Consider the following 17,992-nt stretch of genomic DNA (forward strand, 5'->3'; position numbering starts at 1 on the left):
TTCGCTGAGGCAACCGGTGCGACCAACAACAACGCTCTCTCAGGACCAGGTCAACGTGAGGCTTCGCGTGAAACGCTCGGTAGCGTATATGGACGCTATCAAGAAGCTGGACGCAGGTGGACATGTCCATAACCGTCAAGCAGTGGATGCGCTGGCTGCAGCCATAAGCGAAGAGTTTCCAGACGTCACGATCGACCAGCATCCGATTGGAATCGTGTCGAGGTGCTATCTAGGCGCTCCCTATGAAGTTCACACGCTAGATCGAACGGGCAACATCATTCAGCACTATAAGAGCTTCGAGCCGCTACCACCTTTGCTCACTCGAGGCAGGGCTCTGGCTTTGCATGGGCGGTACGAGTTTGTAGAAGTCTACGCGGACAAGGTAATTGCCGTCACATCAAGTGGCGATACGTCAATCGTTAAGGGATGAAATGAGCACCACAGAGCGAATAATCCAGGCCGCAGACCTTACGTATATCAACAACAGTCTGAGAAGCCTGAACCGTGACATCGAGGCAGTCTCGCAACAGGTAGCTGGTGTCGGTGGCGAGCTCGCTGACACAAGGTCCGAACTGGCCCGGCTTGAGCAGGCTTTCATGCAGTTCGTGGCGGCAGACCTGCGTGCAAAGGAACTGGCGCTTGCGGAGACTCGCCAGATCAAGATCCGTCAGGAACTCGAGACGACGTACGGTTACTACGCCGAGGTTCGCCGGCAGGCCACTGGCATCCTGCAGGCGGCTGATGTCAATGTTGTCAGAGCGGAAACCATCAAGTCGGCGACAGAAGGGCTTATGTTGTCGGCGCCGCGCTACTGGCTTGCTCCGGCACTTGTGGCGCTCGCCGCGTGGCTCAATGATCAGCAGGATCTGGCAAAACGTGCGTTGGCAGAGGCTATCCGCCGTGATGACGAGAAGACGTCTCTGTTCTTCGCGCTTATCAGCCGTCGCTCCGGACGTGGGAACGCCTGCCGTGTCTGGCTAGACCGGTACTTTGGCATGCAGGATCCGAAGAGCCTTGACCGGCAAAGCGTGATTCTGGTTGATGCACTGGCCAGCGGCATATTCGGTGGAGAGGTTCGTCTTCAATGCACCCGCCGTGTGGAATCGTGGGTCGAGGAACTTGCTGCCGAGGTCGGGTTTGTAGAGACGCAACGCGAGCAGTGGAGCGACGGGCTGCTCACCAAGCTTCCGGATGAGAATCGGGCAGGGCGATACACGCATCTTTCGAGATTCAGTCCGACGTGGACGGAACTGAACGCCTCGCTTAACGAGGCGGCGCTTCACGAAGTCGTTCGCGATCACTTTGTTGGCATTTTCGACGGTCCGCTTGTCCCGGCGCGCAACATTGAGGCCGCTGTTGACGACCTGCTGGATTCCCTCGTCAGCAATTTCGATGACGAGGAACTGCCGCTGCGGCGCGAAGACCGACTCAACCAACTGGTCATCGAAGAATCCGGCGACCGGGTTGCCGCGCAACGCCGACAATCACTTGAGACGACAATTCTCGACGAGCGGGTCAGTTTCACACAGTTGCTGACGAACGCAGCGATGAATCCGCAACTGAGCAAGGCCACGCGTGCTACGCAGCGCTACGCTACGGCCTTGTCGCGTGCGTGGATCCGTGACGCGCACGATGATTTGACAGCGTCCTTCCGTGCTCGCGTGCCGGGGGACATTGCTTTGTCTATCGAAGGGTGGTCGGGTTCGACCCGTAGCGGCGAGAATGAAACGGAATTGCTGGGTGGCCTCGGTGCATATCTGGACGCGGCGCGCGATGCAGCGCTTGCAAAACTGAAGCTTGGTTTCAAGCACTGGGCCGCTGTAGTGTTCGGTGTGTTCATGCTGGTCTGTGCGTTCTCCGCGGGCTGGCTGCTCGCCCTCGTCGGAGTTGGTTCGATCGGGTGGTTCTTCGCCGAGAAGAAGAAAATCGACAACGCCAGGATTCGACTGGCGCAGGAAGCAGCCAAAAAGAAAGAACAGTGCGAGCAGGCCCTGAAGGCAACGCTCGCCGAGTTGGTCGAATGGCGTCGGGAGTATGCACGTCGAGACGAAATTGCGGCCGAAGTGACCGCATTCATCGATTCAATCTCGCCGGAACAACACATCCTCGCGTCGCACGACAACGTTCGCCGCGTTATGTCCGCAGCCTGAAAGGAGCCACTGCAATGAGCCGTCAATTTCTCAACAGCGCAGCGGATACTGCGACCACCGACTCGCTGGCCCAGAGCCCCCAGCAGACGCAAGATCTGCGTCAGGCATCATCGGGGGCGAGTGGCCTGATGTCGGGCCAGTCTTTCAACGATGCCCTTGCTGGGGCGTTTCCTGAGTGGGACCTTCTGCCAGCGACGCCATTTGTGCGACGCGTGAAGTGACGAATGGCTCTCGCATGAAAATACCGAAGACTTATGCCGAGTGGTCGGTATGCCTTGACGTGTTTGAGGCGGGCGGCAACGATGACGAGGCGATTGAGGCGATGCGTGCCGGTTCGTTGAGCTGGACGGGGGGCGTTGCTCCCCTGTTTGCGAGAAGAACCAGCGAAACCGTCGACGTCCGGCTGAAACGAATCGCTGACGGGATGTCACGAGCCCTGCATCTAGGCGGCGACGCGACGACGCTAGCTCGGGCAATGCTGGATGCACGACAGAAGCTTGTAAGCGTATATCAATTGGCAGCCCTCCCTGTATTCGCAGACGAACTGAGAGAGAGTTTGCAAAAGCAGGTTGCACAGTACGCGGAAACGGCACAAAAGGCATTGGAAGATAGCGCGAAGCACGACCGCAGCGGGCAACTGGCAAGTACGATCCGCAACAGCAGCCTGCTCCATTTCCGGGTCAGTGCGGCTGCCACAGAAGCAACTGGCGGAGGGTCCCAAGCCGCCGCGTCTCGCACTTCTACGAATAACAACACGAGCGTAGCTACACAACAGCGGCGCCGGAACATCCTGACATAAGCATGAGCGATACCAAAGAATTTCGCAGCACGCTGACACGCTACCTGAAAGCCCGAGTCCCGTTCATTTCGATTCGAAGCGCGGAACGCTCGCGTGTTCTCGATATCCTTCGTGAGATCGCACAAGGTCTGAGCAACGCACCTGTGTACGTTCACACGTTGTCTCAGGGCACGAAGGAGCTGATCAGCAACCGCGAGATTAATCCGGACCGCACTGCCGTTGGCGCACTTGACCATGCAAGCCAGCAGATTTCCCAGAGGCAGAATCTGACGTTCGTTCTGACTGAGTCGCCGGATTCGGAGGATGATACGCCGTTTGCGCGGCAGTTGCTGGACACAGTCATGCTGGCTGCGGAGAACGGCGGCGCGGTTGTGATTATCACGACCAAGCCAGTTTGGGGGCAGTTGCAACGGCTCGGCATGTCGTTGACTTTGTCCGCTCCCTCTGAAGACGAAATGCTGGAAATCATCCGGGAGCAAATTGGGGCGTACCGGTCGGACTACCGGATTGAGTGGGACGAGGCGGATGAACGAGAGGCTGCCGCCATCCTGACTGGCATCTCCAGGATTGAGGCGGAGAACATTATTGCCACGTTGCTTGCCAACGGTTGCATCGTCAAGGACGACCTTGCCCAGCTAACTCATGCGAAAGACCGTATCTTTGCCGATATTTCAGGAATTGAGCGTGTGCAGGTTCGCGGCTCGGAGCTCAACGTCGGCGGTTTGGGAGGGCTGAAGGCCTGGCTCGACAAGGAGCGTCCGCTACTGACGGCCGATTTGCGGGAACGCGGAATCCGGCCTCCGCGTGGCGTGCTGCTTGTGGGCGTTCCCGGCTGCGGAAAGTCACTTTCTGCGAAGGCTATCGCGCACAACTGGAAGATGCCGCTATATCGTCTGGACCTCTCAACCATTCACGGCCAATATCTTGGTCAAAGCGAAGGGCGGTTAAAAGACGCTCTAAGCACAGCCGACCACGTTGCACCATGTGTGCTCTGGATCGACGAGATCGAGAAGGGACTCGCCGGCGCAACCCAAGGCTCCGGTGACGGAGGCACGTCGACGCGGTTGGTCGGACAGTTCCTTTATTGGCTGCAGGAGGCACGCTCCCGTGTATTCGTCGTTGCAACCGCAAACGACGTGTCGCGACTCCCGCCAGAACTCCTTCGTCGCGGCCGCTTTGACGAGCTTTTCTTTGTGGATCTGCCAACGGCGGAGGAGCGGAAGGACATTATCAATATCTACATCCGCCGTGGTCTGAAATACCAGCCGACCGATGCTTTGATGACTGAACTGGTGGAAGCGTCCGAAGGATTTGCGGGTTCGGACCTTGAGTCTGCAGTTCGCGAAGTGGTGAAGGAAGCGTTTTTGAGCGGCGATGCGGTGGTATCTGACGACCTTTTCCGCCGAAGTTTTCACAATGTTGTACCTCTCTCGAAAACGAGTCCCGAGCAGATCGAAAATATTCGCGCGTGGGGCCGCGAAAGGGCCGTCCCGGCCTCAGGACAACCGATTGGCGGAGCAGGGCAGCAGCAACGGGCGCGGCGCGCTGTCTTGGCTTGATAAGCAGCAAGGTAATTCATCCAGCTTTTTTTGTTGTCGGTTTATTGGGTGCCCTCCGCTGACGAGCCGTAGGTGGTTCGACAAATACCACGCTTGTTCGAACTAGCCTGGCCACTATCTCATGGCAGCCAGCGAGGTTTATTGGCAGCCTTGGCCGAACTGAAGCTCAGTGTGCTCGGGAGCGCCGCAAGCAATCTTGGCGGGTAGGCCTCGCGGCTATGTCGGTCCGGCGATTATCTATGACTGTAGGTTCAAGCAAATTGCGTAGGGCAAGCAAGCGCGGTCTAAGCGCCATTAGGGCGGTCGTGATATGCGGGAGGGCGAGCATACTTTCGGTGTCGCGACCGATGAATGTCGAATGAGTTACAAACTCAACACTTTGGTATCACTGTTATGGCATCTACGAACAATTCTGCGGACGTCAAGGCATCTGACGACGAGCGGGAAGTCGACGCGTTGGCTCTATTCCGCGAGGAAATCATCACGTACGGTTTTCAGGTGTTCGTGTTCGCGTTGACAGCGGTATTTATCTGTGGATTCTTCCAGAATAACCAGGCTTTGCTTGCACATATGAGCGACCGGATTAATGACCTGTCAATGAAGGAGCTCGGTTTTTCTCTTCTTGCAATCATTGTGGCAGCAGGCTCAATCGTGTTGCTCTGGTATCTGACCGGCTGGGAGTGGTTGGCGACCATAATGGGAAAAATTGTCGGAGAAGTCCCGAGGACGCTCTATTTCTTCGGGAGCAGCGTGGGAGGACTTCTGATTGCGGCCAGCGTTGGCAGCATCTCTGACGGACGGATTCGTTTCGGATCAGGAGGCTTGCTGTATGCGTCTATGTTTCTCGGAGGGTTCTTTGTAATCGGATACTTGTTCAGGTTGTCAACCATCGAACGAACAAGATGACGACCTTGATGAAGAAATAAATTGGTAGAGTGAGCAAGGTGGCGGCTGTGAGCGCAATGAAGGGCCCAGCCAACACCAGTCCTGCAAGCTTCAGATGCTTTCGCATAGATATCTCCTTGGAAGGTAGCGTCGAAAATTGCGACGGTTTTGAGGTGTATAGCCCCCGTTTTTATCTGCGATGCGGCCGGTGGCTTGGCCAGGTTTGAAAAACGTCCAGCGCGTCGATTCAGATGGCCGGGGGCTCACGTGGGGCTGCCTGGCGCGGTGTCCATGCAGCGTATAGAAGTGTGGTGCGCGAGCAGTGGCTCGCCAGCCGGGGCGGCAAGCCATCCCGGAGTGCGAACGGCACCCATGGTGATGGCGCCCGCGCCGCGCCCCTCAGCAGGTGCGACCGTTTGCCCTGCGAAAGCAAAACCGCGTGCACAGATTTTCGCACCTTAGAATAAACGGCTTGAAAATGTCGTTCCATCAGCAGAGGTGAGGCATTGCGGTTAGTGTCCCCGGGACACGAATTTCGATGAAAATCCCGAGGCAGCGTGGTGCATGCGAGCTTGGGGAAAGCGCAGGGCAAAACGAACGATGAAAAGCGAAAATCTGAAAAGCTCTCAACGCAGCGAAGCGCTGTGGGCTGTAGCTGAAGCGATTGAAGGTGCAACTCGAGCTATTCGCCGAGCGAGAAACAAGCTGAATCCGGAGGACTGTCCTCCAGGATCGCAACTCCGACAGATGATAATCGTCGAATTCCTAAACGATTGCATTCAATCGATTGGGGAAGATGTTGAAGGGGAAAGCTCGGGCGGTTGATAAGGTAGCCGCCTTCGCGCATCATACTGCCCGCAGCGTTCATAGGCAGTACCGGTGACTCTCTCAGTGAGCTTCATCGACAAGCTATTTTTCGATGTTTTTCTACGTCACTTGCGGATCAAGCGACGACTAACTATCTCGTCAAGGCATGAAACATCAATCTCCTCACGAAAACAAGTTCGGATTTCTTCGAGCCCAGTTCGACTACGCCTATCGAGCACGTAGATTTGACATCGACCTCGCCTTCTACAGCGGACTGACTCTCTGCCATTACACCGACCTTAACGGTTTCGTCGGCATAGTTGATTCGGCCGGATTCTGGCTCTCGGACCATCGGTTTTTGAATGATGCGCAGGAATTCGAGGATGGACGAATCTTGACGATCAGCCTGCTACGGAGGATGGCCGAGAAGAAGCGCTATAAAAATTTTCGCGACGTACTCGGCAATGTCGCCGCGAGTCTTGAACAGCACAAGGAAGATCCCTACTACGTATGCTCGTTTTCGAAGGTGCCTGACAGCCTCGATCAATGGAGGGCATATGGTCAAAATGGAGCCGGAATATCGATAGTGTTTGGCAATTCCTCAGGTGGGCGCAGTCCGTTTAACCTTCCTCCAGTATTGGTCACGCGGAAGGTCGTCTACGACGACCACGCGAAAGCCAGAATCCTACTCGCTGAGATACGCAAGTATGCATTCGAGTATGAGCTTGACGTCAAGCATGGAAACACCATCCGCGAAGATGATTGGGTCTCCCAGATGACGACGTGGTTATCGATGAATTTCATCAATTTCAAGCACAAAGCATTTGCTTCCGAGCAGGAAGTCCGGCTTATTGTAGCCACCGATCACATCAAGGAATTTCACGAACTTAAACATAGGGCCGGAAAGTACGGGATCGTTCCTTATGTCTCAACTGGTGGCTGGAATCAAGATAACCTAGCATCAGAGAGCGAGTCGTTTCGCTTGCCGATAGAGGAAGTTCGGGTCGGGCCGGCTGCAAACCGGGATGCTCTAATCCGCAGCATCGAAGTCTTTCTTACGGACAAGGGATATAAGAACGTGCTGGTGAAAAGGTCCGATGTGCCTTTCCGAGGCTGATTCCCGGGGGCGGGGCACGATTGAAGCCCGACGGCAGGCGCTCCGGCAGAGTGCTTGCCACTTGGGCTAGCCCCGTTGAATCCGTGCCGGTTGTCACAGGCTCACCTCGCTTACGCCAACAGTCTTCCAGTGGCTTTCCCTAGGCAGCAGACATCGATACTTGCTCGTTTGAACCAGCAGGCTCTGGTGTGCCAGGTCCTCCACTCGATCAGCCATGAGACGGCTTCCTGTCACAGGAGTCGATTTTGCTCGAAGATTTCTTAGGGGCGGCGTCGTGCAGCACTCTTCAGAGACAATCGGACTCGCGTTAGCGATTTGGTGACCATCAGTTTCGAAGAACACCTTCGCCTATTCCTACTTCCTCGTGCAGTTCGCCAGCACATACGGATCTTCGAAGTAGCCTGAAGGGACTGACGTCGTGGCGACCGGGAAGCAGCGCCGATTCGATGAGCTTGCCGATGTCGTGGCGAGATACGAACAACACTGGTGCGGCTAAAGTAACAGTTACGAATCCGTCGTCTTGAGTCACGCCGATTTCACGTCGAATCTTTGCTTCTGCACACGCTCGGAAGGTTCTACGGCCATTATCATGTCTGATCTAAAGGCTCGACGACTATGGCTGTAGGCCGGTATGAGCGCGGCGCCGGCTACGATGGATTGTCAACGAGAATTTGTCTGTCAAAGCGTACCGTGTCATCGCGCTGTCTCTCGGTATTCGTATGCCGCAATTCGATGTACTACATTAACTATGCTTTTGGAGCCGGCTACAGGTATGCGAAGTTCTGCCTGATGCCGATTCGGCGAATTGATGGTCGCTTGAATGGTTCCATCGTTGATCCTCAGGCCAACGCGCACCTCAAATACAGGTTTAGATCGTCCCCCGGCGCTCCTTGTAACGAACGCGGTTGCGCATTCGAGGTATGGGTAAGGACCAGATGGCTCAATGTATCCGCCTTGTGTGATGCACTTGACCATACGCTTCCACAGGTTCGCACGCGGATCTATCTTCAGTGCGGCAGTGTAGATTGGCCGCAGACTTGCAACCTCCGCGATATCGCCAGAAAAAATCTGTACGGTGGTCATCGAATAGTCGGAGGCCCATGCCCACGCCATTTTTCTAAGCCATCGATACTTATTTCCGGACAGACTGTCGATTGGCGATATTCCACCGAGGTTTCCGTGCTTTGACACCAGGTAGTTCAGGCGCGACGCGGGAGGCGCCGGGACCAGGATGCGGCAGACCGAATGCAGCCGTCGCAGGTTTATAGATTTATCCGCCAGCAGAGCAGGGATGTAGCGTACCCCATCGACCTCAAGCTCGAAGACGTCTCCGTCGCGGAGCATTTCTTTGAGACGCTGGGTACTGACGCCCAGCTCCAGACAGAAATCGTCCCGTTTGACAAGGGTGCCGCGCGCGACCATTTCGCGCCTACCTGCGGTCGATTGTCGTTTGAAGTCAGCCCATAACGTCATTTGCTTTCTGCTCCGGAAGTTACAGGATCGCGGGAACGAGGTCAGCTTGTAAATGGAAGGACCTATGGATGATTCGGGCTTGCCGTGTCGCGGCAAGCGCGGAGCGCATCTGCTCGACGTCTCATATCGTCTTCGGTTGCAATTGGAAGGCGGATGAACTCACGCTCGGGCATCTCGGCGTAGCTCTGCGGGAACAGGAGAAAAATCCGGACTGTCCATGTATCGTCGTCTGTGCGCCTGGCCGAGTAGGGGTGGAGTATCTCCCCGTCACTGCCCACGCGGTCGAATCGCAGTACCTCGCGATTCGGATAGATGTCGCCATCCCGCTCGCTCTCGTCAACGATTCGAACGAAATTGGAAGCACTAAATCCGGGATGGGCAGAGTTGCGAGCCTGCGCGAGTCGTCCCTCCAAAAGCGCTAGCTGGTCGGGATAGGAATTTTCTATGTATGTCTCATCGAAGACCATCTCCCGGACAATGTACGGAGGTCCCTGATACCAGACCGGGTGGTCACGATCGAGGTAAATCGCGATGACTGTTCTTTTGCCAATGTCCGTGCACCTGCAGCGGAGCCCGCACGGGTCAAGGAATTCGAGGCCGATGTGAAATTCGCTGAGCTTCATGATGGCCTGTGACTATGCTGTTGTTCGTGGCTTTGCCGACAGCTTCCCGCTGATCCTGGTTGCATTCTTCGTTTCAGACAATTGCGCCTTGGTTCCGGCTGGATTCCGCGAAACGTTGCTCGCGTAGTTCATTAAGGATGACGTCGGTCGCCAGAAAGAATGCAACTCGATAGCGGCCAACCGATCGGTCGAAAATAAAGCGGCGAGTGCTTCGGCTTGCCACTTCCTTCGTCGCGTCAAAGCGCTTGGACTCAGTTCTTCGTCGAACTGGCTGCGTGCTCCCAGTCGGAAAGTCTGCTCGAAGTCCGCCCAGCTACCGTAACCAAACACGCGTGCAGTGACGTAGTATGCGAAGGAGGGCGAGCTTGTGCCTGCGATCTTCGCCAATGCGCTCGCTTTCTCGCACGTGAAGTCGACTGTTGGCGGCATGAATCTGTCGATTGGCGTCGGAGTCACGATGCTCGCTAGTTGTGCTCCTTCCGCGTCGATGTCTTCAGGCAGGACGCAACTTGCCGTTGTCCCCAGAGCTGCCCCGTGAAACCGACCTACAAAAGGCGACGCTTCGTCGGGCCGAGACCATTCACCGTGAGCGGACTGGCTGGGGTCGACTTCGCGCCAGTGGACGAGATTCCACGATGACACGAACTCGATGATTGCTGCGAGTTGCAGATCCGGGAACATCTCTGTGAGCGTCGCGATCTCACGATACCGCTGATAGTCCCGTTGCTCGCTGCGCTTGACGTGGGCGGGGAATGTGGGCTTTGACGGCTCTCGACCGGAAAAGACGTTGTTTGCCGCGCGACCGATGCATCGCACGACAGCGGTCTGAGCGTGACTCAGCTTCATCGTCTTGTCAGGACTGAATTTCGAACGAAGCTGTTTCGCGTGGCGTTTCAGGCTGTCAACAGTGCAATGCGGCTCAAGCGTTGTTCCAATGTCGGATTGGGACGAGTCGGATGTGGCATCTGTCATAGATATCTGTCCTTCGAATGAGGTGCCAGACATAAGAAGTTCTTCCTGTGGGTCCATTTTGAGAAAGTCATAGGTCTACGGCTGACGCATTGGCATCCGTCGAATTTCGGAGATGAGCATGCGCCTTGGGCGAGTGATGCTTCGATCTGACGAGACCTCCGTCGAACCGACGCAGTCGTCCCACGAGCTATCGAATACTCTCGCTTTTTCCAGGACCAAACGCCCATATGCAACAGGGTTCCACTCGTACTCGACGACGCGGATCTCGTCCTGAAGGAGGTAAATGACCGGCAGGAATCGCCGAAAAAGCAACAGCGTCTGCTCGTTCGGCAATGCCGCGATTGCGAGCATGCCCTTGGAGAAGGTCAGGTAACGCTGATATCGCCCCAGCTCAATCTCAATGTCGTGGTAGCCATGGAACGTACTGCGCGTTAATGACCGTAACGTGGTGCCCGGGCGGGCATTTACCACAAGCATGTAGGGCTCACGCGTATATCTGGTAAGCAGCGAGGGGGCATCCCTGGTTCTTAAGAGGTATGCGACATCCGATGGTCCCGCTTTCGCTCGCTCGACGTCACATGGGGGCCATCGCATGGGACGATGCCGAGAATGGGGCGGCGTCAGGCTGTTCTGATGCTGCAGATAGGAAGCCCGGCACGCCAGACGGTCAGCAAGCATTGCTACCAACACGGGTAGCTCATCTGAGCGCTCAAGTTTCCTTTTCGCGATCTGGTCGCGAACACCTGGGAAGAACAGGTCCGTATCCGTCTCGATGTCCTCCTCGTCAGTCCTGCCGGCAATGAATTCATTGGCAAGAGCACCAGCCGCAGAAAGCTTTCGGCAGTAGGTATCCAGGAGTCGACGAAAGCCTTCCAACGCACCGGCTGCTTCAACGTAGTCCATGACGTGACCATAGTCCTCACGGACCCACCGCTCGGCGACAGTAGCGTCCAATGGCCCATAAAAGGAAAAACTCGGGCTGTCATAGAACTCGTGGAGGAGGGGGATCGCGATCCTCATCGCGTTATGCTCATGCTGAGACATAGGGGAATTTGATACCGAGTAATCGAGACAGCCGAGCTTCGCGGGCTGCGCTTCGGGTATGGTGTTCGTCGAACTCTCACCCAGCGACTGGTCTGGAGCTGATCGTGCATCGATGGCTTCAGCGCACGACTGCCAGCCATCCTTGCGTCCGTGGCCGCCTGCGATGGATGGTCCATGGTCTCCCTCCGGTCCACTGAATCCGAGTAGCAACCACATCGCCGCGCCTTTATCTTTCCTGCACATCGATCGTACGGGGTTCCTGGAGGCGAGCCGGCCGAACGTTCCAACTACCGATTTTGGGACGCCTCTTGCTATCCGTCCGATTCGCGTGTACGCTTGTTCAAGTACTCAATGTATATGTTGAATGTGAAACGCGCAAGAGCCAAGTAGATGTGAACGATTGTTGCCATCACAGAGGGAGGCATGTATGTCAATCTGGAGCAGCGAGCCAGTCGAGGACATGCCCGAGGTAACTCTGAAGCACTGGTCTATCAGGGAGACGGACTCCGGAGCCAGACATTTCGTTGGTTACAACGTCCTTCGGCGGCGCGGGCGAATTAGCACAGCAATCACTAGCTTCGATGCCCGGACGCGGACAGGCGTTACGGAGAGCGGTAGGACATATCGTCTTGAGGGCAGCGCTGGCGTCGATTCTGATGGTGAATATGTCTGGAACACGGTCGCGCAATTGCGAGGAGTCGAAGACTGGCAGGATGTGACAACCACAGTGGTTCCGGATTGGCGAGAACCGCTATCGCTCGTGGAGCGCACGAAGCAGCGGGAACGCTGTGATCCAGATAAGGCACTCGAAGAATGAACGTTACGAACCTGCCAGGAGTCTTTCCATGACTGTTTGGAGAGTACCCGGTGGCCTCGATGTAGTTTTGAAGCTTTGGAGCATTCGCGAGACTGATTCCGGGGTTCGACATTTCGTCGGCTACGACGTCGTCAATGCAGAAGGCCGTGTCAGCACTCCGATCATGCAATTCGATCCGATGACGGGCACGGGAGTTACGTCTACCGGTAGTCGTTACCAACTCGTCGGTCGCGCAGGCCACAACCGCGACGCGGAATATGTTTGGGAGCTCGCAACGAAGGCTTGGGACATCGGATCCTGGACCGACATCACTCCGACGCTGGTTCCGGACTGGAGGCGCGGATTCACGTTGCCAAGTTCGGTTGAAGATGACGCCGACATCGGTGGTGGATAACTTCGCGTTCGGAAAACACAATGAAATCCGCGAAACGCGATAGGACGAGGAAGTCAGTCACTTCAAAGCGGAGGAGAAGTGATGAATTAACTGTTGCAGAGGCGTCGCGACTGCTGCACGTGTCGAGGACGTATCTCACTGCTTTGATTGATGAGGGGAAATTTCTTGAGGTTCATACGACGCGTAGAGGTCGTCGACGAATCTCCCGCGCTGAAGTCTTGGCGTATAAGGAGCAGATCGTTAAGGCACAGGCGGATGGTCTCGAGAGGATGATCCGGGCGTCTGAGCGTATGGGGCTCTACGACGGGGAGATGCGAGAACTATCGCTTCATCGGAAGTGAAAGTTAAACGCGTTGCCTCCGTCTGCGACAAAATGTATTGGCGGGACGCGTATGACCCAAAGGTCGTTCGCGCAAGCTCCGTCCTTCAGGGCGGAGTTAGCGAAACGCCTGAAAACTAAGCGTGCTGGACAGCCCGGTTTCTGCACCGGCGCGCGTTGATCCGTCGTGCGCCGCACACTGCATTTCTCCCTCAAAAGCAGACTGATCTCGCGGATACATCCCTGCCTGTGGCTTCGCCTCACGAGGTTACGTGAGTGCTTTCGCGCATGAATAAAAAAAGTCGCTACACGCTGCATTACGGCTCCACCGGTCTGGCGTTTGCGCCCGGCCGCAAGCAACAATGCCGCGCAAGGAGCGCACCACCTTCATCGTTACATTGCCGTTGGTCACGTCGCCAGACGACGTGTCCCGACTTCGCGCGCGCCTGGAATGCGCCAGGCGGATGTTCAATGTGATGCTGCAGGACGGCCTGCGGATTGTCGAAGCAGTCCGGGCCGACGGGCGCTGGGCCGCCGCGCTCAAGCTTCCCAAAGGCGCGGCGCGCAACGACGCCTTCAAGGAAGTACGGGAAGCCCACGGCTTCACGGAGTTTGCCTTTCACTCGCTCGCGGTCGCGCACAAGAATGCGGCAGGCTTTGCTGATCGCATTGGTTCGCACGAAACCCAGACCATTGCCACGCGGGTCTTCAAGGCACTTGAACAGTACCTGTTCGGCAAACGCGGCCGTCCACGGTTCAAGGGGGCGCGGCGGCCATTGCATAGCCTCGAGGGAAAGAACAACAAGGGCATGCTGCGCTGGATTGCGAAGACCTCGTCGCTCCAGGTCGAAAGCGGCTGGACCATCAAGGTCAGGATGCCGGATCTGCGCAAGGATGAATGGCTTGCCGCTGCGCTCCAGTTCAAGACCAAATACTGCCGGGTCGTGTGAAAGATTCTCCACGGCAGGCTGCGCTTCTTCGTTCAGCTCGTTCAGGACGGGAAGACGCCGATCAAGGCCCGTGTGCTGCACCGGCTCGCGCCCGAGGGTTCAGTCGGCGGCATCGACATCGGTCCACGCGTGGGTGACGGGCGATGAGGCAGGTCTGCAGCGTTTTGCACCCGAGGTCGATCGTCCGCATGACGAGATCCGCCGCCTGCAGCGGCACATCGACCGGCAACGCCGCGCCAACAATCCCGGCAACTATCACCCGGACGGCCGCGCGAAAAAGGGCTGCCGTAACTGGGTGCGCTCACTTCGACAGCTGCGGGCCGAGCGACAACTGGCGGAGATGCATCGTTATGAGGCGGACGTGCGCAGGCAGGCGCACGGGCGCGACACCAACTTCCTGCTCAGCAAGGCCCGGGTATGGCGCGATGATGGCGTCTCGCTCAAAGCCTTGCAAAAACGCTACGGACGCAGTGTCAGCGTCCGCGCGTCGAGCTGACCCGCAAGGCCGAACGAGCCGGTGGGCAGCGTCAGATCATTGATGTGCGCCAGTTGAAGACCAGCCAGTACGACCATTCAACTGACACGTTTAAAAAGAAGTCGCTGAGCCAGCGGCAGCACGTGTTCGGTGATGGTAGGGGGCGTGTGCAGCGCGACCTCTACAGCGCGTTTCTGGCGAGAAACTCCGAAGGGAACACACACCAGCCGCCAGTGCTTGAAAAAGCCTGGGCTGCGCTTGAATCCTACCTGCAGCGGGCAGGCTGGTGTGTCATTAAATCGCAAACAGCTGGCAGTGCCAGCCTACAGTCCGACTTCGCGGGCTGTCAGAGCGGTTAGCCTGAAGGCTTGTTGAGGTGCAACAGCAGCCAGTGCTGCTGCCGGTCTGAGCAACGCGGTTCTTCAGGGACCAATGCGTTGTGCCCCGGTGCACCCACCATGAACCCTCCCCGTTCACGGGGAGGAGGATTCAGTACGAGCCTGTGCGCACGACCGCGACCGGGGAACAGGCGTCGACCTGAACTGGGCGAAGGACGCCATTCGGCTTGCGCACGCGCGAGGGCTAGCTCGGGATGCGTCCATCCACATCAAAGATATCGAAGACTTCGACGATTGTCTGCTTTCCCGTCGAACGAAGTCCCGTACCCCGCTGTTCTGAGCGGGCGTGTGCATCGGCTACGCGTGACGCTCGCAGCAGTGCTTCACTCGTGGCATTGGAGTATGAGTATTCCGAGATTGCAATTTCGTCTGCAAACATCCAGATGATTGCCAGACGTTTGTATTGCAGTGGATCAACGCCCACAACGGCTGCTTCCGCCAGCGCCACCGCACCGTCTGCCAGCATCAGGCAAGCCCGCTGCTTACGATCTGGAGTGACGCGCACTTCGCTGAAAATGCGCTTGAATCCGATGTCGACGTCGTTGCGTGAAGTTTGAGGTACAGCAATGAAGGCGCAGCGTTCTTCCGTCCGCTCGCGCACAATGAATATGCTTGTCATCGGAACCACATACGCGCTCGATGAACTGCCTCGCTCCTCCATATGAGCCTGAATGGCGGCGAGCAAATCAACGTCGAGATTGTCGAGCAGGGTCCCGACGTCGGTCGATGGGATATGCATTCTCGAGGTCATCGTGACGAAGGGCGATAGAGAGTGCGACGTCTTGTGTGGCGCTCGATTGTTGTCTCATGAACCGACAATTCGTTGAGCAGCAAAAGGATACACGCGACCACGAAAAATACAAAGAAATCAATAAATTAGGCTAATTATTTAGTTCGCGCGCATCCGTGCTCAGCCGGATGTGGCTGGACGATGATTGCCGGGATTTCGCGCAAGACAGATGGCTGTACGAGTGGGAGGGAGGGGCTAAAACGGCGAGGCTATAAGCTGGATGCACAAACATCCAGAAAGCCCGAAAGCGCCCATCCCGGTCCCTAAGCCGCCCTTGAAATGGACGGGAGGCAAGGCCCGCATAATTAACGAGATTGTCGGAAGACTTCCAGTCGGCCGCCGGCTCATTGAACCGTTCGTCGGCGGCGCGTCAGTGTTCCTCGCCTCAAGTTACGACCGGTATCTGCTTGGGGACGCCAATCAACACCTTATCGACCTATACCGGTCGGTAGTCCATCGATTCGATGATCTACTCGCGTTGACATCGTCATACTTCATTGAAGACTACCGAAGCAAGGAACGCTATTTGGAGGTGCGCAGCGCGTTCAATCGGTCGCAAGACCCGCTCGAGCGTTCCGCGCAATTTCTGTATTTGAACCGCTTCGGTTTCAACGGATTGTGCCGGTATAACCAGTCCGGCGAGTACAACGTGCCTTACGGCAAGCCAGCCCGCGTTCCGCGTCTGCCTGTCGAGCGTTTGGTGGCATTTCGTGAGAAAGCGGCGCGTGCAACGTTCGTCGCCGCTGATTTCATAACCGTTATGCGGCAGGCCGTACCCGGCGACGTGGTGTACTGCGACCCGCCTTATCTGGACAGGGATTCGGCGGGGAGGAGTTTTACCGGATATGGTGCCTCTGGGTTCGGCTTTGACAGGCATCGGGAGCTTGCCTCGATGGCGCGGACGCTGGCGGCTCAAGGGGTGCCGGTGTTGATATCGAATCACGATTGCGAAGCGGCAAGGTCACTGTACGAAGGCGCCCAGTTGTTTCAGTTCGAGGCTCGGCGTTCGATAAGCGCCGACGCTACTCGACGAGCTACTGCAACTGAACTAGTGGCGTTCTTTTCTCCGCGCCACGAGCAGGATGAAAGGCCGATCCCGTCCTCCTTCACTGGATTGCAATCTAATCTCTTCGAGGAATCCGTTGTTGTAGGATAAGCGAGCTTAAACATCGCATATACACGCCAACCAATGATAACAAGACAGAGATTTGTTCCACTTTGGATCCTGCCGATGGGATGGCGCAAGTTCGACTCGACCGTTTGTACTAAAGTGCGCAAATCTGCTCACGCAGTCTGCTTTCGCAGGGCAAACGGTCGCCCCTGCTAAAGGGAGCGGCTCGGACGCCACCACGATGGGTACCTTTCGCACTCCGGGATGGCTTGCCCCCCGGCCGGCGAGCCATCGCTCGCGCACCACACCTCTGTACGCTGCATGAACGCCGCGCCAGGCGGCAACACGTGTCGATCTGGCGCTGCTGGTTACGTATTGCCCTGAGCAGATCCTTGCGTTCCGTCTTCAGCAGCTCGCGCGTGCCATCGAGCAGCCCCTGCAGGTCGATGGCTAACGGGCGGAGATGCCGTGCTCCCGGCAGAACGCCGTCTTGTGCGACTTCGCCTTGCCGCCTTGGGCCGCAATCCGCGCGTACAGCTTGCGCTTCATCGTGCCGTAAAGCGCCGCCATCACATCGAGTGTGCGCGCATCGTGCGATGGCAGGTTCAGGCGGGTCTGGGTCGTCGACTGCATCAAGCTGCCAACGCACGCAGGTTCTTGCGGCTACGCGCACCGTACAGCCGTGAGGAAAAGACGGTCAGGATTTCGACCAGATTCTCTGTGAGCTGCTGTTCGCGGCTGGCGTCTGGGACGGCATCAAGGACAATGATTTCGACGCGAAAGAATTCGCAAACGCGAAATAGCAGCTCACTGCCAAAGCGCAGCAGGCGGTCTTTCGTGACCAGCACGAGACGGGCGACGCGTCCCCGAAGGATTTCCTGCAGCAATCGCTGCAGCCCCTTCTTACGGTAATTCAGACCACTGCCCAGGTCGGAAATGACTTCGATATCTGCGAAGCCAGCCTCGACACAGTGCTTCTGCAGCCGCGAGGCCTGTGTCTTTGGCTACCCCCTGATCGTGCGATGAAACCCGGGCGTAGCAGATCGTCTTGCCTGTCACAACAGGCCCCATACCAATGGGCGCGCGCACTGCGGCATGCTGGTAGCGGCGATGTCCACCGATAGTCCGGCAGGAAGGCACCAATAGCCCTGCCGATGCCAGCGCCGCAGCGTTGCAACGGCAACACCCAGTTTAGCCACCGCCTTGCCAATTGATAAGAGTCGCATCCGATATCGCCGAAAATATACCGGTGTAGAACCCGTTTTTAAAACGCAGTGATCAGGTTTGTGCGGACTCAACGGTTACTGCT

Annotated in this window: 18 protein-coding genes and 1 pseudogene; 12 read left to right on the forward strand and 7 right to left on the reverse strand. The window is 56.9% G+C overall.

Going from position 1 to position 17,992, the window contains the following annotated elements:
- Positions 1-88 precede the first annotated feature (88 nt).
- The 7 genes from FRZ40_RS32160 (at position 89) to FRZ40_RS32200 (ending at position 7,317) form a co-directional block, all read left to right on the forward strand.
- Complete coding sequence (locus FRZ40_RS32160; RefSeq protein ID WP_147236900.1) at positions 89-430, forward strand: hypothetical protein; 342 nt, start codon at positions 89-91, stop codon at positions 428-430.
- Position 431: 1 nt separating this feature from the next.
- Positions 432-2,150: a hypothetical protein gene (locus FRZ40_RS32165; protein WP_147236901.1), complete on the forward strand. Its 1,719-nt coding sequence runs from the start codon at positions 432-434 to the stop codon at positions 2,148-2,150.
- Positions 2,151-2,164: 14 nt separating this feature from the next.
- Positions 2,165-2,371 (forward strand): hypothetical protein, encoded by a 207-nt coding sequence (locus FRZ40_RS32170; RefSeq protein WP_147236902.1) that lies wholly within the window; start codon positions 2,165-2,167, stop codon positions 2,369-2,371.
- A gap of 14 nt (positions 2,372-2,385) precedes the next feature.
- Entirely contained in the window at positions 2,386-2,949 is a 564-nt protein-coding gene (locus tag FRZ40_RS32175) for a hypothetical protein (protein WP_147236903.1), read from the forward strand.
- Positions 2,950-2,951: 2 nt separating this feature from the next.
- Positions 2,952-4,508: an AAA family ATPase gene (locus FRZ40_RS32180; RefSeq protein WP_147236904.1), complete on the forward strand. Its 1,557-nt coding sequence runs from the start codon at positions 2,952-2,954 to the stop codon at positions 4,506-4,508.
- A gap of 351 nt (positions 4,509-4,859) precedes the next feature.
- Positions 4,860-5,414, forward strand: a complete 555-nt coding sequence (locus FRZ40_RS32185; RefSeq protein WP_147236905.1) for a hypothetical protein — start codon at positions 4,860-4,862, stop codon at positions 5,412-5,414.
- A gap of 952 nt (positions 5,415-6,366) precedes the next feature.
- Positions 6,367-7,317, forward strand: a complete 951-nt coding sequence (locus FRZ40_RS32200; protein WP_147236907.1) for a DUF2971 domain-containing protein — start codon at positions 6,367-6,369, stop codon at positions 7,315-7,317.
- Between the two features lie 693 nt (positions 7,318-8,010).
- On the opposite strand, the gene FRZ40_RS32205 is transcribed toward FRZ40_RS32200, so the two are convergent.
- From FRZ40_RS32205 to FRZ40_RS32220, 4 genes are all read right to left on the reverse strand, one after another.
- On the reverse strand, positions 8,011-8,790 hold the full coding sequence (locus tag FRZ40_RS32205; protein ID WP_147236908.1) for a hypothetical protein: 780 nt from the start codon (positions 8,788-8,790) through the stop codon (positions 8,011-8,013).
- Between the two features lie 62 nt (positions 8,791-8,852).
- A complete protein-coding gene (locus tag FRZ40_RS32210; protein WP_147236909.1) occupies positions 8,853-9,413 on the reverse strand; it encodes a hypothetical protein in 561 nt (186 codons plus the stop codon).
- Positions 9,414-9,425: 12 nt separating this feature from the next.
- Positions 9,426-10,385, reverse strand: coding sequence for a hypothetical protein (locus FRZ40_RS32215; RefSeq protein ID WP_147236910.1), 960 nt, complete (start codon positions 10,383-10,385; stop codon positions 9,426-9,428).
- Between the two features lie 75 nt (positions 10,386-10,460).
- Entirely contained in the window at positions 10,461-11,645 is a 1,185-nt protein-coding gene (locus FRZ40_RS32220; RefSeq protein ID WP_147236911.1) for a hypothetical protein, read from the reverse strand.
- Positions 11,646-12,274: 629 nt separating this feature from the next.
- On the opposite strand from FRZ40_RS32220, the gene FRZ40_RS44760 reads away from it, so the two are divergent.
- The 4 genes from FRZ40_RS44760 (at position 12,275) to FRZ40_RS32240 (ending at position 14,405) form a co-directional block, all read left to right on the forward strand.
- On the forward strand, positions 12,275-12,640 hold the full coding sequence (locus FRZ40_RS44760) for a hypothetical protein (RefSeq protein ID WP_193567049.1): 366 nt from the start codon (positions 12,275-12,277) through the stop codon (positions 12,638-12,640).
- Positions 12,641-12,660: 20 nt separating this feature from the next.
- Entirely contained in the window at positions 12,661-12,981 is a 321-nt protein-coding gene (locus FRZ40_RS46310; protein ID WP_147236912.1) for a helix-turn-helix domain-containing protein, read from the forward strand.
- 340 nt (positions 12,982-13,321) lie between these two features.
- Positions 13,322-13,909: a hypothetical protein gene (locus tag FRZ40_RS32235; RefSeq protein WP_147236913.1), complete on the forward strand. Its 588-nt coding sequence runs from the start codon at positions 13,322-13,324 to the stop codon at positions 13,907-13,909.
- Between the two features lie 133 nt (positions 13,910-14,042).
- On the forward strand, positions 14,043-14,405 hold the full coding sequence (locus tag FRZ40_RS32240) for a hypothetical protein (RefSeq protein WP_147236914.1): 363 nt from the start codon (positions 14,043-14,045) through the stop codon (positions 14,403-14,405).
- A 561-nt stretch (positions 14,406-14,966) separates the two neighbouring features.
- Here the strand turns inward: FRZ40_RS32240 and FRZ40_RS32245 are convergent.
- Positions 14,967-15,521, reverse strand: a complete 555-nt coding sequence (locus FRZ40_RS32245; RefSeq protein ID WP_147236915.1) for a hypothetical protein — start codon at positions 15,519-15,521, stop codon at positions 14,967-14,969.
- A 271-nt stretch (positions 15,522-15,792) separates the two neighbouring features.
- Here FRZ40_RS32245 and FRZ40_RS32250 point away from each other — a divergent pair, with 271 nt between their 5' ends.
- Positions 15,793-16,728: a DNA adenine methylase gene (locus FRZ40_RS32250; RefSeq protein ID WP_147236916.1), complete on the forward strand. Its 936-nt coding sequence runs from the start codon at positions 15,793-15,795 to the stop codon at positions 16,726-16,728.
- A 405-nt stretch (positions 16,729-17,133) separates the two neighbouring features.
- On the opposite strand, the gene FRZ40_RS32255 is transcribed toward FRZ40_RS32250, so the two are convergent.
- Positions 17,134-17,316 (reverse strand): hypothetical protein, encoded by a 183-nt coding sequence (locus tag FRZ40_RS32255; RefSeq protein ID WP_240057407.1) that lies wholly within the window; start codon positions 17,314-17,316, stop codon positions 17,134-17,136.
- Positions 17,316-17,909 (reverse strand): annotated as a pseudogene (locus FRZ40_RS32260) (IS607 family transposase). The gene FRZ40_RS32255 and the pseudogene FRZ40_RS32260 overlap by 1 nt, the downstream one beginning before the upstream one ends.
- Positions 17,910-17,992: the final 83 nt, after the last annotated feature.

It is taken from the genome of Paraburkholderia azotifigens (assembly GCF_007995085.1).
Lineage (GTDB): Bacteria > Pseudomonadota > Gammaproteobacteria > Burkholderiales > Burkholderiaceae > Paraburkholderia > Paraburkholderia azotifigens.

Excerpts from the sequence above, each read along its gene's own strand:
- FRZ40_RS32235 (WP_147236913.1), top strand. The coding sequence starts at position 13,322 with ATGCCGCGCAAGGAGCGCACCACCTTCATCGTTACATTGCCGTTGGTC.
- FRZ40_RS32245 (WP_147236915.1), bottom strand. The coding sequence starts at position 15,521 with ATGCATATCCCATCGACCGACGTCGGGACCCTGCTCGACAATCTCGAC.
- FRZ40_RS46310 (WP_147236912.1), top strand. The coding sequence starts at position 12,661 with ATGAAATCCGCGAAACGCGATAGGACGAGGAAGTCAGTCACTTCAAAG.
- FRZ40_RS32205 (WP_147236908.1), bottom strand. The coding sequence starts at position 8,790 with ATGACGTTATGGGCTGACTTCAAACGACAATCGACCGCAGGTAGGCGC.
- FRZ40_RS32160 (WP_147236900.1), top strand. The coding sequence starts at position 89 with ATGGACGCTATCAAGAAGCTGGACGCAGGTGGACATGTCCATAACCGT.
- FRZ40_RS32210 (WP_147236909.1), bottom strand. The coding sequence starts at position 9,413 with ATGAAGCTCAGCGAATTTCACATCGGCCTCGAATTCCTTGACCCGTGC.
- FRZ40_RS32185 (WP_147236905.1), top strand. The coding sequence starts at position 4,860 with ATGTCGAATGAGTTACAAACTCAACACTTTGGTATCACTGTTATGGCA.
- FRZ40_RS32250 (WP_147236916.1), top strand. The coding sequence starts at position 15,793 with ATGCACAAACATCCAGAAAGCCCGAAAGCGCCCATCCCGGTCCCTAAG.
- FRZ40_RS32215 (WP_147236910.1), bottom strand. The coding sequence starts at position 10,385 with ATGACAGATGCCACATCCGACTCGTCCCAATCCGACATTGGAACAACG.
- FRZ40_RS44760 (WP_193567049.1), top strand. The coding sequence starts at position 12,275 with ATGACTGTTTGGAGAGTACCCGGTGGCCTCGATGTAGTTTTGAAGCTT.
- FRZ40_RS32170 (WP_147236902.1), top strand. The coding sequence starts at position 2,165 with ATGAGCCGTCAATTTCTCAACAGCGCAGCGGATACTGCGACCACCGAC.
- FRZ40_RS32175 (WP_147236903.1), top strand. The coding sequence starts at position 2,386 with ATGAAAATACCGAAGACTTATGCCGAGTGGTCGGTATGCCTTGACGTG.
- FRZ40_RS32220 (WP_147236911.1), bottom strand. The coding sequence starts at position 11,645 with ATGTGGTTGCTACTCGGATTCAGTGGACCGGAGGGAGACCATGGACCA.
- FRZ40_RS32200 (WP_147236907.1), top strand. The coding sequence starts at position 6,367 with ATGAAACATCAATCTCCTCACGAAAACAAGTTCGGATTTCTTCGAGCC.
- FRZ40_RS32165 (WP_147236901.1), top strand. The coding sequence starts at position 432 with ATGAGCACCACAGAGCGAATAATCCAGGCCGCAGACCTTACGTATATC.
- FRZ40_RS32255 (WP_240057407.1), bottom strand. The coding sequence starts at position 17,316 with ATGCAGTCGACGACCCAGACCCGCCTGAACCTGCCATCGCACGATGCG.
- FRZ40_RS32180 (WP_147236904.1), top strand. The coding sequence starts at position 2,952 with ATGAGCGATACCAAAGAATTTCGCAGCACGCTGACACGCTACCTGAAA.